Here is a 14509-nt window from a genome sequence, read left to right as displayed (position 1 = left end):
TGGCCTATGTATTCGGTGCGACTATCCCGAGACCATATTGGACTTCAGCCCGTGACAGCCATTTCGATCGTCCTGCTTGCCATGATTGCCGCCTTCCTCGGCATGCGGCTCTATTCGGTGCTCGGAAAGCGCACGGGCCACGAACAGGAACCCGTGCTGCCGCGCCGCGACGAGCGGACGGCCCCCGCGCCGGTGCGCCTCGACGAGGCCGACGCCGCCCCCGCGCCGCAGGGCGGCGGCGCCGACACATCGGGCCTGGTCTACGAACCCGCGGCTGAGGCGGGGCTGCGCGCGCTGCTCGCCGCCGACCGCAATTTCGACGCCGACCGCTTCATGGAGGGCGCCGAAGCCGCCTATCGCATGATTCTCGAAGCCTATTGGGCGGGCGACCGCGACACGTTGCGCGACCTGTGCGACCAGGACAGCTATGAAGGCTTCGCCGATGCGATCGACGCGCGCGAGGCGCGGGGCGAACGGCTCGACAACCGCCTCGTCGGCATCGATTCGGCCAGGATCACCGCGGTCGAACTGTCGGGCGGCGAGGCGCGCGTCACCGTCCGTTACCGCGCCGACATCAGCGCGGTGACCCGCGACGCCGAGGGCAATATGATCGCCGAGCTCGATGATCGACGCGACCGAAACCAACGATCTGTGGACCTTCCGCCGCCAGATCGGCAGCAACGATCCCAACTGGCTGCTCGACGAAGCCGAATCCGCCTGATCCCGTGACCGAAATGCGCGGGCGGGTTTTTCTTGCCGGAAAAAATTTCACGCGAAGACGCGAAGGCGCGAAGAGGCCGGGCGAGCTTTTCGCAGGCACCTTGTCGCCGCAGGCGACGTTGAAAAAGGCGCTTCGCGCAATCGGCAAGCCGTGGATGCGGCCATCGGCTGATCTCTTCGCGTCTTCGCGTCTTCGGGTGAATCCGATAAATGCTGCCATCGCGCCAACAAGTCGCCGTCTGATCGGATTCGCCGTCATCACCTCCTTGGCGCTGCTGTCGGCCTGTTCGTCGGTGATTCCCGACGCGGGCGGCGGGCGCGTCGAAACCGCGCCGCGTCCGGTTCCCGCTCCAACGCCGGCGCCTACCCCGACACCGACGGGCGAAACGCGTCCCTATACGCCGCGCCCGTCCGAAAGCGGCAGCGTCGCGGCGAAGCCGGTCCCGGCGACCCCCAATCCGCCGCTCGCCGCTCCGCCCGTCCCGGCTAGGCGCGACGACCGCCGCCGAAGCCGGGGTGGTCGCGGGTCCCGAATTTGCCGACCTCGGCGTCTCCGCCTCGCAGGCGAGCGCCGCGCTCGCCGCCTTCCGCCTGAGCTGTCCCTCGGTCACACGCCGCGCCGACGCCAGCGGGCTGACGCAGAATGCCGACTGGACCGAAAGCTGCAACGCGGCGAAGGACTGGCGCGACAGCGACGCATCGGCCTTCTTCGCCCGCTATTTCGGCACGGTACAGGTCGGCGCGGGCACCGCGTTCGTCACCGGCTATTACGAACCCGAAATCGCCGCCTCGCGGACGAAGCGCGCGGGCTATGACGTCCCCATCTATCGCCGCCCCGCCGACTTGATCGACGTCGACCTCGGCCAATTCTCGGACGAGCTCAAGGGCAAGAAGATTCGCGGCCGCGTCGAGGGCACCAACTTCGTGCGCTATTACGACCGTGCGACGATCGAACGCGGCGCGCTCGAAGGGCGCGGGCTCGAAATCGCCTGGGCCGCCGACGCCGCCGAATTCTTCTTCCTCCAGATCCAGGGCTCGGGCCGCCTGCGCCTTCCCGACGGCGGCATCATGCGCATCGGTTACGACGCGCAGAACGGGCGCGACTATGTCGGCATCGGCAAATTGCTTGCCGACCGCGGCGAGCTGAAGTCCGGGCAGACCTCGATGCAGGGCATCCTCGATTATCTGCGCGCCGACCCCGTGCGCGGCGCCGCGGTGATGAACGAGAATCCCAGCTGGGTCTTCTTCCGCGAAATCACCGGCCCCGGTCCCTTGGGCGCCTTGGGCGTGCCGGTGACCGGGCGCAGCAGCGTCGCCGCCGATCCCAAATATGTGCCGCTCGGCGCCCCCGTCTTTCTCTCGCTCGACCGCGCCGAACCGAACGGCCTGTGGATCGCGCAGGACACCGGCGGCGCGATCAGGGGCGCCAACCGCTTCGACAGCTTCTGGGGCTCGGGCAACGAGGCGCGCGCGATCGCCGGCGGCATGTCGGGACGCGGCTCGGCGCTGCTCCTCCTCCCGCGCGCCAGCATCGCGCGGCTGATCCGGCGCTGACATGGCGCGGCGGCTCGCCCCCGACGAGTCGGCGCTCTGGAAAAAAGTCGCGGCGACGGTGAAGCCGCTGGCGAGCACCCCCGCGCCCATCATTCCTGACGCTCCCCCGACGGTCAAACCGCCCAAGGCCCAGCCGCGCATCACCGCGCCGCCCGCCGCGCGTCCGCCGTCGCCGCTGCCGCCGCCGCGCCGCACGCACAGCCAGGCCACGCTCGACGGCCATTGGGACCGCCGCCTGCGCAAGGGGCTCGTTCGCCCTGACATGAGCATCGATCTCCACGGCCACAGCCTCGCCTCGGCGCAGGCGCTGCTCGACGAGAGCATCCACCGCGCGCTCGTCCGCGGCGCGCGCGTGCTGCTCATCGTCGCGGGCCGCCTCCGCCCCGGCGCCGACCGCCTGCCGGTGATGCACGGGCAGCCCCGCCCGCGCGGCGCCATCCGCGCCGCGCTTCCCGACTGGCTGGCCTATTCGCCCTACGCCGACCGGATCGTCGCGCTCCGCCCCGCGCACATCAGCCACGGCGGCGCGGGGGCGGTCTATGTCATCCTGCGGCGAGGGCGCGAGGAATAGTTTCACGCAAAGGCGCAAAAGCGCGAAGAAGACAAGAAAGAGGGTCTCGCACAAAGACACAAAGAGGACAGCCTTCTCCCGCACCGCTGCTCCAGGATCGCGCGAAGCGCCTTATGGAAGGTCGCCTGCGGCGACGGGCGACGCTCAGCTATGGGGTGCGCCCTCTTCGTGTCTTTGTGTGAGATTATTCTTCTTGGCGTCTTTGCGCCTTTGCGTGAGATATTTTCAGCCCGCCAGTGCCCGCACCAAAATCCCGCGATAGATCGCCGTCAGCCGGTGCAGATCCTCGACCGCCACCGCCTCGTCGAGCTTGTGCATCGTCGCATTGGTCAGCCCGAATTCGACCACCGGGCACAGCGCATGCAGGAAGCGCGCGTCCGATGTGCCCCCCGTCGTCGACATGTCGGGGGTCAGCCCGGTCTCGGCCCGGATCGCCTCGGCGACCAGTCCCGACAGCTCGCCCGGCGGAGTCAGAAAGGCTTCGCCCGATATCTTGCCCAACACCCTGGCCCCGGGCTCGATCCCGTGCGCGATGCCTTCGATCATCGCGACCAGATCGGCGCCCTTGTGCGCATCGTTGAAGCGGATCGACAGCCGCGCGCGCGCCGACGCGGGGATGACGTTGGTCGCGCCATTGCCGACCTCGACGTCGGTGAATTCGATGTTCGACGGCTGGAACCAGTCGTTTCCTTCGTCCAGCGCCACCGCGTCGATCGCCGCCAATATCTTGACAAGCTTGGGGATCGGATTGTCGGCGAGGTGCGGATAGGCGACATGCCCCTGCGTGCCCGGCACGTCGATCCAGATGTTGACCGAACCGCGCCGCCCGATCTTCACCATGTCGCCGAGCCGGTTCACCGAGGTCGGCTCGCCGACGACGATCATGTCGGGGCGGACGCCGCGCGCGTCCATATGCGCCATCAGCGCGCGGGTGCCGAAGATAGCGGGCCCTTCCTCGTCGCCGGTGATGATCAGGCTGATCGTCCCCGCCGCTTGCGGGGTCGCGGCCGCGGCGGCGGCGAAGGCGGCGATCGCCCCCTTCATGTCGACCGCGCCGCGCCCATAGAGCAGGTCGCCGCGCACTTGCGGATCAAAGGCGTCGCCCGTCCAGCCGACGCCTGGCGGCACGACGTCGAGATGCCCCGCAAAACCGAAATGCCTCGGCCCGCCGCCCGCGCGCACCGCGAGCAGATTCTCGACCGGCCCGTCGGGCTCGATCCCGTCGATGAAGCGCTCGACGCTAAAGCCCAGCGGGGTCAGCGCGGCTTCCAGCACGTCGAACACTACGCCCGTCGCCGGGGTGACGGAGGGCGCGGCGATCAGCGCCGTGGCGAGATCTACGGGGTCGAGGCTCATGGCTGCGCCATACGCTCTGGCGCGGTGCTTAGTCGAGATGGAGAAATATCTCGCACAAAGCCACAAAGCCACGAAGAGGGCGGTCAGGCCGTCCAGTCCGCTTGCCGCCGCAGGCGGCCATTTGAAGGCGCTTCGCGGCACCTTTATGCGATCATGGCTGAGCATCTCCCTTTGTGGCTTCGTGGCTTTGTGCGAAACAAATCGACACGACGGTGCCTCAACACGCGCCGCAAAAGGACTGCGCCATGCCCAAGCTCGATCTCGACGCCATCCCGCAAACCAACGCCACCGGCTACCCGGCCCCCTTCGACCAGGCGGTGCAGGGCCGCTGGTACCGCCGTCTCGCGCCCGCCACGGGCCTCAGCGATTTCGCCGCCAGCCATGTGGTGCTCAAACCCGGCGCCATGTCGTCGCAGCGCCACTGGCACGACGGCGAGGACGAGATGGTCATCATGATCGCGGGCGAAGCCGTTTTGATCGAGGATGACGGGCGATATCCGATGCGCCCCGGCGACATCGCGGTCTGGCCCAAGGGCAGCACCAACGGCCACCACCTGGTCAACGAATCGGGTGCCGACTGCGTGCTCGTCGCGCTCGGCGGCGGCGCGAAATATGACATCGGCGGCGGCTATTCGGACATCGACATGCTGTTCACGCCCGACGGCTATTTCCACAAGGACGGCACGCCCTATCCGGCCAAGCGGATTCCCTAGGGCTCGTCATTGCGAGGAGCCGAAGGCGACGCGGCAATCCAGAGTAGCGTAAACCGCTCTGGATTGCTTCCCCGGCCTTCGCCGGGGTCGCAATGACGAGCTTTATTCCACCCGGAACGCCGTCAGCGTGAATTTTGCCTAGCGCGGTTGCATAGACGCCGTGCCCGCGCGCGTTCGACGATCCGAACACCAGCCCGACGCGCTCGACATCGGCCAATGCTTCGGCCATCGCCCCCGGATAATCGGCCGACGGCTGTCCCAGCACCGAAATCCACTGCGGATCGTCCAGCCGCACGCTGATTTCGCCGGCGCCCGGCGCCAGCTCGCGCACCGAAGCGGCGGGCGCGTACCAGCGATAATATTGATAGCGCCCGCGCGCGTTCCAATCGTCGCCGCGCCGCTGGAGATAGAGCGACACCGTGCCCGCGCGGTCGGGGTTCGCCTGCGGCACGAAACGCGTGCCCGCCCTGGCATCGACCCGGTAACGCACGACGATCCACGACTTGCCTGCCAGCGTTCCGGGGCGGAAGGTCACATAATGGACATGCCCCGCCGCCTTGCTGCCTAGCCGGAAAGTCGAACGACCAGCCGCCGCCACGTTCGGGTTTTGGCGCCGAGCGGCATGTTCACCGAATAATTCTTGCCGCGGATCACCGGGCCGATTTCCCATTCGGATGCGGCGGGCGCGGCGGCGGCCACGACGGCGGCGCCGAGCGCAAGGGTGGCGGCGATGAGCATGCGTTTCATGCGTGTTCTTTAACGCACGGGCGACAGCGCCAACTGAACGCCGCGTTCATCGCGGTGACACCTCAGCCCTCGGCCTTCTCGAACTGCTCGATCACCCAGTCCTCGGCCTGCGCGCCGCCGATCCACTCCTGCATGTGCGGGTGGCTGATCACCGCCTGGCAATAGGGCAGGGCGAAGCGCGGCAAGGGAATCGAGTAAGTGATGAAGCGCGTCACCACCGGCGCGAACATCATGTCGACCGCCGACCAGTCGCCGAAGAGGAAATCGCCCTCGCCGCCGAAGCGCGCCCGCGCCTCGGCCCAGATCTGCAGGATGCGCACGACATCGGCCTGCACCTCGGGCAGCAGTTCGGCGGCCGGATAGATGCGGCGGATGTTCATGCTGTGGTTGCGGCGCAGCGCGGCGAAGCTCGAATGCATTTCCGCCGCCATCGACCGCGCCATCGCGCGCGCCGCCATATCCCCGGGCCAGTAACCGCGCGTGCCATCGGTCTTTTCGTTGAGATAATCGACGATCGCCAGGCTGTCCCACACGACAATGTCGTCGCCGTCCCACAGGATCGGCACCTTGCCCCCCGACGGCGCGAACTCGTCGCCCTCGCGCCGGTTCGACCAGTCCTCGTCATAGAGCGGGACGGTGACTTCCTCGAAGGTCAGCCCGCTGTGCCTGGCCGCCAGCCAGCCCCGCAGGCTCCAGCTCGAATAGGCCTTGTTGCCGATGAACAGTTTCATCCAAACTCTCCTCCCTCCCCCTTGACGGGGGAGGGTTGTGTAGACTTGCCAGCTTGCTGGCTAGTCGAAGCTGGGAGAGGGTGATGCGAGCCTTGGGCTCGCGCGGCCCGGCGGGCCGCACCCCCTCTCCAAGTTCCGGTAGCGGACAAGTCCGCAACCTGCACTATCCTCTCCCGCAAGGGGAGAGGATACTAACTCTCCACCGCCTCCAGCACCGCCGTGCGCAGCTCGGCGATGCCCATGCCCTTTTCGCTGCTCGTCACGATCACCTGCGGGTGCGCCGCCGGATGCTTCCTTGCCTCGGCCTCGGTCGCCGCCAGCACCGCGGCGAGGTCGGTCGCCTTCACCTTGTCGGCCTTGGTCAGCACGATACGATAGCTCACCGCCGCGACGTCGAGCATTTCGAGCACCTCGCGATCGACGTCCTTGATCCCGTGGCGGCTGTCGATCAGCACCAGCGTGCGTTTAAGCACGGCGCGGCCGCGCAGATAGTCGTTGATCAGGAAACGCCATTTTTTGACGACATCCTTGGGCGCCTTGGCGAAACCGTAACCCGGCATATCGACCAGCCGGAACACCAAGGGCGATCCCACATCGAAATAGTTGAGTTCCTGTGTCCGCCCCGGCGTCACCGACGTGCGCGCGAGGCTGTTACGCCCCGTCAGCGCGTTGAGCAGCGACGATTTGCCGACGTTCGACCGGCCCGCGAAGGCGATCTCGGGCGCGGCCGCAGCGGCGGCAGATGCTGCAGCGCCGGGGCCGATTTCAGAAAGGCGATCGGTCCCGCGAACAGCTTGCGCGCGCGCTCGGGGCGATCTTCATCCATCGTTTCAGTCATAAGCCGTACCCCTGCGCAGGCAGGGGTCCATCTCCGCTCGTTTCGGGTTTCGGCGGCAGGTGATGGGCCCCCGCCTGCGCGGGGGCACACCCAAAAGAGCCGCTGGTGAGGTCATTTCGCCGCCGCCGTCCTCAGCGCCGGGAACTTGCTATACATATATTGCTGCTGCGCGATCGACAGCAGGTTGTTGGTGATCCAGTAGAGCAGCAGGCCAGCGGCGAACGGCGCCATGATGAACATGAACATCCACGGCATGATCTTGAACACCTGCGCCTGTACCGGGTCGGCGCAGCGGCGGGTTCAGGCGGAACTGCAGCCACATGGTGATGCCCAGGATCACCGCCATCACGCCGATGCCCAGGATCGACGGCGGGGTGAAGGGCAGCAGGCCGAACAGGTTCAATATGTGCAGCGGGTCGGGCGCCGACAGATCCTTGATCCACAGCGCAAAGGGCTGGTGCCGCATTTCGATCGTCAGCATCAGCACCTTGTAGAGCGCGTAAAAGATCGGAATCTGGATCACGATTGGCAGGCAGCCGACGAGCGGGTTGATCTTCTCGTCCTTGTAGAGCTTCATCAACTCCTGCTGCTGCTTCGGCTTGTCGTCCTTATATTTCTCCTGCAGCGCCTTCATCTTGGGCTGCACCAGGCGCATCTGCGCCATGGAGTGGAACTGCCGCTGCGCGATCGGGAACATCAGCAGCCGGATGATCAGCGTCAGCGCCATGATCGCGACGCCGAAATTGCCGACCTGGCGGAACAGCCAGTCGAGCAGCTTGAAGATCGGCACCTCGAAAAATTCGAACCAGCCCCAGTCGATCGCGTTCGACAGGCGGGTGATGCCCTGATCGTCCTGATAGGCCGACAGCGTGCGGACTTCCTTGGCGCCGCATGAAGATGCGGCTCGTCGTCGTCGCCTGGCGCCCCGGCGCGACCTGCACCGGATTGGCGGCAAAGGCGGCGCGATAGCGGTCGCCGGGCAGCGCGTTGAACGCCGCCGACACCTTCTCGCCCTTCGCGGGGATGACCGCCGCCAGCCAATATTTGTCGGTGAAGCCCAGCCAGCCCGCCGCTTTATAGGACAGCGTCTGCCCCGGCGCCTCTTCAACCTCGTCATAATTGGTGAAGTTCGACTTGGCGTCGAGATAGCCGGTCGGGCCGACGTGGATCGTCCAGCTGTCCTGCTCGTGCGGATCGGTCGGTTTGCCGGTGCGGTCGATATAGGCGCCGCTGCGCACCGCGACGGGCGTGGTGCCCGTGTTGGCGATCGTCTGCTTCGCGGTGATCAGATAGTCGCTGTCGATGCTGTATTCGATGCGAAAACTCTGCCCGGCGCCATTGTCCCAGCTCAGCGTCACCGGCGTCGTCGGGGTCAGCTTGGTCCCGCTCGCGGTCCACACGGTCGTCGATCCCGGCACCGCGACGCCCTGCGCCGACCAGACGGGGCTCGCGAAATAGGCCGCTTTCGTCCCGCCGGGCGCGAACAGGCGGACGGGGGCGAGTTCTTCTTGATCGTCTGGCGATATCGGGTGAGCGTGATGTCGTCGATGCGCGCACCGACCAGATTGATCGATCCCGCCAGTTTCGGGGTTTCGATCGGGATGCGCTGCCCCTCGGCCAGCACCGTCTCGACCGGGCGCAGCACCGTTGTCTCGGGCGACGCCGGGGCCGGCGCGGCGGGCTGGCCGGGCAGGGCGGGTTCGGCGCTTCCCGGTGCGGGTGCCGTCGCGGCCTCGGTGCCCGCGACGGTCTTGGTCACGTCGGGTTTGGCGGGAGTCGGGAGAAATCGCGCCGCGACGAAATTCCAGCCCAGCAATATGGCCGCCGACAGCAGCAATGCCGTGATCCAGTTACGCTTGTCGTCCACGCTGGTTGGTCTCTCTTCGTGTCTAATCGGGGATTATGGGACGGGGTCGTAGCCGTGGCCGCCCCAAGGATGGCAGCGCAATAGCCGCTTTGTCGCGATCCAGCCACCCTTGATCGCGCCATATTTCCGCAGCGCCTCGATCGCATAGGCGCTGCACGACGGGGCATAGCGGCACGTGGGAGGCAGGATGCGCGAGGGACCCAATTGCCAGCCGCGCGCGATCAGGATGAGCAGCTTGGCGATCATGCGAAAAGCCCGGAAAACTGCACAACTTCATTCGCGAATCCTGTTTTCCCATCGTCACCCCGGACCTGATCCGGGGTCCCGCTCGGCGATGTGGCAAAGCGGGACCCCGGATCAAGTCCGGGGTGACGAGGAAAGAGAGGAAGCGGACAATCGTTCATTTCGCCAGCTTCTTCGCGGCGCGCGCCAGCGCCGTGTCCAGCTGCTCGCCGAGGTCGGCGAAGACGATGTCGTTGCTGCCCGGCCGGCCGATCAGCACATGGTTCGCCCCCGCGATCCCCGATTCGGGCAGCGCGGCGCGGCAAAGCGCGCGCAGCTGCGCGCTTCATCCGGTTGCGCGTGACGGCGTTGCCGACCCTCTTGCTGACCGTATATCCGACGCCCATGCCGGCATCATCGTCGCCGCGCGGATGCACCAGCAGGACGAATCCGGGCATGGGAAAGCGCAGGCCGCGGTTGGCGGCCAGAAATTCGCTGCGTTTGCTGAGGGTGCGCACGGGCGGCGCACCGGTGGCCGTCAGGCCGACAGCTTCTTGCGGCCGCGGGCGCGGCGGGCGGCGAGGACCTTGCGGCCGCCGACGGTCGCCTTGCGGGCGCGGAAACCGTGACGGCGCTTGCGCACGAGGCGGCTCGGTTGATAGGTACGCTTCATCGCGGTTGTCCCTAAATCTCTTCGATCGTTCTAACGAAAAAGGGCCGCCAAACGCGGGCGGCCGCCAGTGGGGGCGCGAATAGGCAGGATTCGGGCGAAAGTCAATCGTCATCCAGCGCGCTTTCGATCCGCTCGCGCGCCCGCCGCCGCGCCGCGCTTACCCGGCGCATCACCCGGTCGGCCCAGCCGCCGTAACGCGGGTGCCGCCGCTTGAACCGCACATAGCGGCGCTTCGCCCAGGCGCTGTTCTGCAGGCACAGCATCAGGCCCACCGGAAAGACGATCAGGAAGCCGGGGCCGGGCAGCGGCCCGATGATCACCGCGACGACCATCAGCAGGATGCCGAGGCAGAACAGGCTCAGCCGAACCTGCGCGTTCGACCGCAATCGCTGGTAAAGGCTGCGCTCCGCCATGCGGGGCGATGTGGGAAAGCGGCAGGCGTGTTACAAGGACAAAACAGCCTTCGACCCTCCTCCCCCTCCCCTTCAGGGGAGGGCAGCGAGACTTGCGAACTTGTTCGTTAGTCGCAGCGGGTGGGGTTTCGCGGCCTTGCGCTATCCCGCAAGCCCCCACCGCAACCCAGTGTCAGGTAAACCGTCCCCCGGACGGTTTAGGTCATGCCGGGGGCATGACCGACCTGACACTCCTGAAGGGGAGGGGCTTTGGTATCAGTTGAGGGTGACGTACCGCGCCATGTCGTCGCGCGTCAGATAGCGCACATCGTCGAACGGCGTCGCGTTGGTCATCGCATAAAAGGCGCGCGCCTTGGCGTCGTCGAGCCCCATTTCGCGGTAATAGGAAAGATATTCGGCGTGCACCGGGTCGCTTTCCGGATAGTCGCGCGCCTCGCGGCCATATTCGTCGGCCCAGCTGTGGACGCCGAATTCGGCGTCGGGGGCGGCGCTGCGCCGGACCCCCGCCATCCACAGCTCGACCGCGCCCGATCGCACCGATCCGCCCCGCGGCACCACCGTCTCCATGCCGGCGCGGCGGATCGCGCGCGCGAGAATCAGGTTCGCCGCCTCGTCGAGGCTGCCGGGGCAATCGACCATCTCGATCCGCTTCAGCGTCGGATAGGCGGCCATCATCGCGGCGAACTGGCGCGGCGTCGCGGCGTCGACGTCGCCCGCCATGCGGACGGTGGTGGCGTCGATCACCGAAAAGGGCCCGAAGCTCGCCTTCGCCCGCCCGAGTGTCGGGAGCTGGGTCGAGGGCGCATAGCGCCGCGTCGCTCCCGGATCAGGATCGGCGGCCAGCGCATCATCGTCGAGCAACGCTTCATCCTCGTCGATAAAGTCGCCATCATCGCCGCCGGTCGCATAGGTCCAGGTCACCGTCGTCGTGGTGACGGTGACGACCTGCTGCGCGTGCGCCGGCGCGAACGCCAGCACGCCCGCGAACAGCAGGGCGATCAGCGTGCGGACAAGGGCGGACGGCGAAACCATGCCACCGCTTTCGCGCGCGCGGGATTGCCAAAAGGCAAAGCGGCACTGTCAGCGCCGCGTTAACCTATGCCGCCGGGCTGTGCCGTTCCGGGACGGCGAGCAGCGAAAGGTTAATCCCGGTCGGGCGCCCCCAGCGGGAAATAGGCGCGGTACGGCCGCGCCTCCTCGACGCAGCGCGCCACCGGCGGATGCGCGAGCAGCCGCGCGCGATAGCCGCGCAGATTCTCGTATTTCGGGTCGATCCGGTGCACCCAGTCGGCATAGAAGAGCGACGGCGCCGCCGCGCAATCGGCGAGCGTGAAGCCGAAGGGCGTCGCCCAGCCGCCCCCCGCCAGCTCCCTGTCGAGCCAGCCATAGACGGTCTCCAGCTTCGCCTTCGCCTGCTCGACGACGATGTCGAGATGATTCTCCGGCCCGCGGATCGCGTCGGCGACCACCTCCTGCATCCTGTTCATCACATGAAGGTCGAAGATGCGGTCGAACAGCCGCACCTTCAGCGCCGCGTCGGGATCCTCGGGGACCATCCGCGGCTCGGGCACCAGCCGGTCGAGATATTCGATGATGATCGACGATTCGAAATATGGCGTGCCGTCGTGGACGATCAGCGGAAACTGCCCCACCGGCCAATGCGCCGTCAGCTCGGGCATATGATCGGGAAAGGCCGGATCGACCGAGCGATAGTCGAAGGCGATGTCCTTCGCGTAGAGCGCGATCAGCGCCTTCCACGTATAGGAGGAAAAGGGGTGGCCGTAAAAGATCAGCATCGGCGATTGTCCTTGCGGGTCAGCCAGGCGAGCGGCCAGCCGACGAAAACGATATGCGGGAACAGCGCGACCGCGCCCTTGACGAGGTCGGGCGGCGGAAAGGGCGCGCCGAAACGCAGCGGCAGCACGACGGCGTTCATCACCAGATAAAGGCCGAAGCCGTAAAGGGTTCCGGCGAGCCACCACGGCAGCCGCGCGAGGGAGGGAAGCCGCCGCGCCGCCGCGAACCAGAAGGCGACCATCGCCCCCATGATCGCATAATGCGTCGCGAGACCCGCGAGCGCGCCGGCGATGCCCCAATCGCCCGCGCCGTCGCCGAACGGTCCCTTGGCGACGCCGCGGAGCATCCCGCCGACGCTGCCGCCCGCGAGCAGGCTCCACACCGCGGCATAGGCGATGTCGAGCGTGCCGCAGAGCAGCCAGGCGCGGACGCCGCGCTCAGGCGTCAACCGGGTCGCCCCGTACCGCGGCCTCGATCGCGGCGATGTCGATTTTCTTCATCGTCATCATCGCCTCGAACGCGCGCTTCGCGGCCGCCTTGTCCGGACCCGCCACCGCGTCGCTCAGCGCGCGCGGGGTGATCTGCCAGTTGAGGCCCCATTTGTCCTTGCACCATCCGCACATGCTTTCGGCGCCGCCGTTGCCGACGATCGCATTCCACAGCCGGTCGGTCTCCTCCTGCGTGTCGGTGTGGACCTGAAAGGAAAAGGCCTCGCTGTGCCGGAAGGCCGGCTCGCCGTTGAGGCCGATGCACGGAAAGCCGAGCACGGTGAAATCGACGGTCAGCGCGTCGCCTTCCTTGCCGCTCGGATTGTCGCCGGGCGCGCGGTGGACCGCGCCGACCCGGCTGTCGGGAAAGGTCGCGGCGTAGAAATGCGCCGCTTCCTCGGCATCCTTGTCGTACCAGAGGCACAATGTCGCGGGGGTCTTGTCGGCCATGTTCACTCTCCTTCGATCGGTGCCCCGATCGACCATTGATGGCCGAACGGATCCTTCACCTGGGCATAACGGTCCCCCCAGAACATATTGTCGAGCGGCATCACGACCGTCGCGCCGGCGGCGACCGCGCGGTCGAACCAGGCGTCGGCATCGTCGACCTGCAGGTGCAGCGTCACGCCGTCGGGCGGGCCGCTCTCATTCTCGACATATTCGGGAAATTCGTCGTGCATCATCAGCGACGCGCCGTTGACCAGCAGATGCGCGTGCATCAACCGCACCCCGTCGTCGGCGGGGATGCGCGCCAGCTCGGTCGCGCCGAACGCCTTCTTGTAGAATTCGATCGCTTCGCCGGCGCGCTTGTCGGCGATGGCGATATGCGGGGTCAGGCCGCCGGTGGGGCCCTGGTTGGGTCGGCTTGGCATATATTCTCTCCTTTTTCCCCTCCCGCAGGCGGGAGGGGCAGCGAGACTTGCGAGCTTGCTCGTTAGTCGCAGCGGGGTGGGCCATCGCACCGTCGCTGCCCACCCCCGACCCCTCCCGCCTGCGGGAGAGGCTTTCGTCATTTCCGCGGCCCGACCAGCCCGAACGAGGCGCCCTGCGGATCGACCGCGTTCATCGCAAATTCGCCGCCGGGAATTTCCATCGGCTCGGTAATGACCGTGCCGCCGTTCGCCTTCACCGCGGCCAGCGCGCGGTCGATATCGGCGACCCCGATGTAGAAGGTCCACATCGGCGCTCGGCGTGCCGGGCATCATCGGCATCACCGCGCCCAGCCCGACGTCGCCGCGCTGGATAAAGCGGTACGCGCCCATGTCGCCCATATCCATTTCGCCTTCCTGTCCCCAGCCGAAACGGCCGGTGTAAAAGGCGATGGCGGCGTCGGGGTCGCTGGTCGACAGCTCGTTCCAGCGCATATGCTGCGCCTCGGTCACCGAAAACACATCGCTTTCCATGCCTTCCGATCCCGGCGGCGGGGTCGGGGCCATGACATAGAAGGGCGCGCCCTGCGGGTCGGTGACCATCGCGATGCGCCCGACGGGGATGTCCATCGCGCCCATCTGCAGCGATCCGCCGTCGGCCTCGATCGCCTTGATCGCGGTATCGATGTCCTCGACATGCAGATAGCCGATCCAGAAGGGCCGCGCCCCGCCGGCCTCCATCTCGCTCGTCAGCGCCAGCACGCCGCCGGCATGGCCGCCGTCGCCGCGGACGATCATCCGGTAGTCGACGCCGCCCGCGGTGGCTTCGCCCGTGTCGGGGATGGTCCAGCCGACCACCGCGCCGTAAAAGGCGGCGGCGCCCGTCGGGTCGGGGGTCATGAGCTCGTACCAGATGAAATTCGATGCCTCGGTCATGATATTTCTCCTCT

General features: G+C 67.1%; 14 protein-coding genes and 7 pseudogenes. 4 read left to right on the top strand and 17 right to left on the bottom strand.

The window, feature by feature from the left end; genetic code table 11:
* Positions 1 to 6 precede the first annotated feature (6 nt).
* The 3 genes and pseudogenes from N0A20_RS15625 (at position 7) to N0A20_RS15615 (ending at position 2845) form a co-directional block, all read left to right on the top strand.
* A pseudogene (locus tag N0A20_RS15625) lies at positions 7 to 721 on the top strand (Tim44/TimA family putative adaptor protein).
* A 154-nt stretch (positions 722 to 875) separates the two neighbouring features.
* Positions 876 to 2274 (top strand): annotated as a pseudogene (locus N0A20_RS15620) (murein transglycosylase A).
* 1 nt (position 2275) lies between these two features.
* Entirely contained in the window at positions 2276 to 2845 is a 570-nt protein-coding gene (locus tag N0A20_RS15615; RefSeq protein WP_260581260.1) for a Smr/MutS family protein, read from the top strand.
* A gap of 225 nt (positions 2846 to 3070) precedes the next feature.
* On the opposite strand, the gene dapE is transcribed toward N0A20_RS15615, so the two are convergent.
* Positions 3071 to 4201, bottom strand: coding sequence for a succinyl-diaminopimelate desuccinylase (gene dapE, locus N0A20_RS15610; protein WP_260581259.1), 1131 nt, complete (start codon positions 4199 to 4201; stop codon positions 3071 to 3073).
* Positions 4202 to 4446: 245 nt separating this feature from the next.
* Here dapE and N0A20_RS15605 point away from each other — a divergent pair, with 245 nt between their 5' ends.
* Entirely contained in the window at positions 4447 to 4914 is a 468-nt protein-coding gene (locus N0A20_RS15605; protein ID WP_260581258.1) for a cupin domain-containing protein, read from the top strand.
* Here N0A20_RS15605 and N0A20_RS15600 read toward each other — a convergent pair.
* From N0A20_RS15600 to N0A20_RS20790, 16 genes and pseudogenes are all read right to left on the bottom strand, one after another.
* Positions 4853 to 5512, bottom strand: coding sequence for a hypothetical protein (locus tag N0A20_RS15600; RefSeq protein ID WP_260581257.1), 660 nt, complete (start codon positions 5510 to 5512; stop codon positions 4853 to 4855). The genes N0A20_RS15605 and N0A20_RS15600 overlap by 62 nt on opposite strands.
* Positions 5479 to 5661: a hypothetical protein gene (locus tag N0A20_RS15595; RefSeq protein ID WP_260581255.1), complete on the bottom strand. Its 183-nt coding sequence runs from the start codon at positions 5659 to 5661 to the stop codon at positions 5479 to 5481. Before N0A20_RS15595 ends, N0A20_RS15600 begins: the two co-directional genes overlap by 34 nt.
* 62 nt (positions 5662 to 5723) lie before the next feature.
* Positions 5724 to 6392 carry a glutathione S-transferase family protein gene (locus N0A20_RS15590; protein ID WP_260581254.1) on the bottom strand — a complete coding sequence of 223 codons (669 nt, stop codon included), beginning with the start codon at positions 6390 to 6392 and terminating at the stop codon, positions 5724 to 5726.
* A 191-nt stretch (positions 6393 to 6583) separates the two neighbouring features.
* Positions 6584 to 7230, bottom strand: a pseudogene (yihA, locus tag N0A20_RS15585) (ribosome biogenesis GTP-binding protein YihA/YsxC).
* Positions 7231 to 7341: 111 nt separating this feature from the next.
* Positions 7342 to 9097, bottom strand: a pseudogene (yidC, locus tag N0A20_RS15580) (membrane protein insertase YidC).
* A 33-nt stretch (positions 9098 to 9130) separates the two neighbouring features.
* On the bottom strand, positions 9131 to 9343 hold the full coding sequence (yidD, locus tag N0A20_RS15575) for a membrane protein insertion efficiency factor YidD (RefSeq protein ID WP_260581253.1): 213 nt from the start codon (positions 9341 to 9343) through the stop codon (positions 9131 to 9133).
* 359 nt (positions 9344 to 9702) lie between these two features.
* Positions 9703 to 9777: pseudogene (locus N0A20_RS20260) on the bottom strand (ribonuclease P protein component); the annotation flags it as partial.
* An 80-nt stretch (positions 9778 to 9857) separates the two neighbouring features.
* On the bottom strand, positions 9858 to 9992 hold the full coding sequence (gene rpmH, locus N0A20_RS15565; protein ID WP_003046693.1) for a 50S ribosomal protein L34: 135 nt from the start codon (positions 9990 to 9992) through the stop codon (positions 9858 to 9860).
* A gap of 101 nt (positions 9993 to 10093) precedes the next feature.
* Positions 10094 to 10405 carry a PGPGW domain-containing protein gene (locus N0A20_RS15560; protein WP_260581252.1) on the bottom strand — a complete coding sequence of 104 codons (312 nt, stop codon included), beginning with the start codon at positions 10403 to 10405 and terminating at the stop codon, positions 10094 to 10096.
* Between the two features lie 255 nt (positions 10406 to 10660).
* Positions 10661 to 11437, bottom strand: coding sequence for an alpha/beta hydrolase (locus N0A20_RS15555; protein ID WP_260581251.1), 777 nt, complete (start codon positions 11435 to 11437; stop codon positions 10661 to 10663).
* Positions 11438 to 11547: 110 nt separating this feature from the next.
* The gene (locus N0A20_RS15550) at positions 11548 to 12201 is read right to left on the bottom strand and encodes a glutathione S-transferase family protein (RefSeq protein ID WP_260581250.1); all 654 of its coding nucleotides are present in this window, start codon (positions 12199 to 12201) and stop codon (positions 11548 to 11550) included.
* Positions 12195 to 12650: a hypothetical protein gene (locus N0A20_RS15545; protein WP_260581249.1), complete on the bottom strand. Its 456-nt coding sequence runs from the start codon at positions 12648 to 12650 to the stop codon at positions 12195 to 12197. Before N0A20_RS15545 ends, N0A20_RS15550 begins: the two co-directional genes overlap by 7 nt.
* The gene (locus N0A20_RS15540; protein ID WP_260581248.1) at positions 12640 to 13140 is read right to left on the bottom strand and encodes a VOC family protein; all 501 of its coding nucleotides are present in this window, start codon (positions 13138 to 13140) and stop codon (positions 12640 to 12642) included. Before N0A20_RS15540 ends, N0A20_RS15545 begins: the two co-directional genes overlap by 11 nt.
* A gap of 2 nt (positions 13141 to 13142) precedes the next feature.
* Positions 13143 to 13460, bottom strand: a pseudogene (locus tag N0A20_RS20800) (VOC family protein); the annotation flags it as partial.
* 239 nt (positions 13461 to 13699) lie between these two features.
* A complete protein-coding gene (locus N0A20_RS20795; RefSeq protein WP_409574797.1) occupies positions 13700 to 13870 on the bottom strand; it encodes a VOC family protein in 171 nt (56 codons plus the stop codon).
* A 328-nt stretch (positions 13871 to 14198) separates the two neighbouring features.
* Positions 14199 to 14459 (bottom strand): annotated as a pseudogene (locus tag N0A20_RS20790) (VOC family protein); the annotation flags it as partial.
* Positions 14460 to 14509 lie beyond the last annotated feature (50 nt).

Origin of the sequence: Sphingopyxis sp. PET50, assembly GCF_025244705.1 — a bacterium.
In the GTDB taxonomy this organism is placed as follows: domain Bacteria; phylum Pseudomonadota; class Alphaproteobacteria; order Sphingomonadales; family Sphingomonadaceae; genus Sphingopyxis.
This window is presented reverse-complemented; position numbering and strand designations above follow the sequence as displayed.

Coding starts and splice junctions, on each gene's coding strand:
- N0A20_RS15615 (WP_260581260.1), top strand. CDS start 2,276: ATGGCGCGGCGGCTCGCCCCCGACGAGTCGGCGCTCTGGAAAAAAGTC.
- dapE (WP_260581259.1), bottom strand. CDS start 4,201: ATGAGCCTCGACCCCGTAGATCTCGCCACGGCGCTGATCGCCGCGCCC.
- N0A20_RS15605 (WP_260581258.1), top strand. CDS start 4,447: ATGCCCAAGCTCGATCTCGACGCCATCCCGCAAACCAACGCCACCGGC.
- N0A20_RS15595 (WP_260581255.1), bottom strand. CDS start 5,661: ATGAAACGCATGCTCATCGCCGCCACCCTTGCGCTCGGCGCCGCCGTC.
- N0A20_RS15590 (WP_260581254.1), bottom strand. CDS start 6,392: ATGAAACTGTTCATCGGCAACAAGGCCTATTCGAGCTGGAGCCTGCGG.
- yidD (WP_260581253.1), bottom strand. CDS start 9,343: ATGATCGCCAAGCTGCTCATCCTGATCGCGCGCGGCTGGCAATTGGGT.
- rpmH (WP_003046693.1), bottom strand. CDS start 9,992: ATGAAGCGTACCTATCAACCGAGCCGCCTCGTGCGCAAGCGCCGTCAC.
- N0A20_RS15560 (WP_260581252.1), bottom strand. CDS start 10,405: ATGGCGGAGCGCAGCCTTTACCAGCGATTGCGGTCGAACGCGCAGGTT.
- N0A20_RS15555 (WP_260581251.1), bottom strand. CDS start 11,437: ATGGTTTCGCCGTCCGCCCTTGTCCGCACGCTGATCGCCCTGCTGTTC.
- N0A20_RS15550 (WP_260581250.1), bottom strand. CDS start 12,201: ATGCTGATCTTTTACGGCCACCCCTTTTCCTCCTATACGTGGAAGGCG.
- N0A20_RS15540 (WP_260581248.1), bottom strand. CDS start 13,140: ATGGCCGACAAGACCCCCGCGACATTGTGCCTCTGGTACGACAAGGAT.
- N0A20_RS20795 (WP_409574797.1), bottom strand. CDS start 13,870: ATGTGGACCTTCTACATCGGGGTCGCCGATATCGACCGCGCGCTGGCC.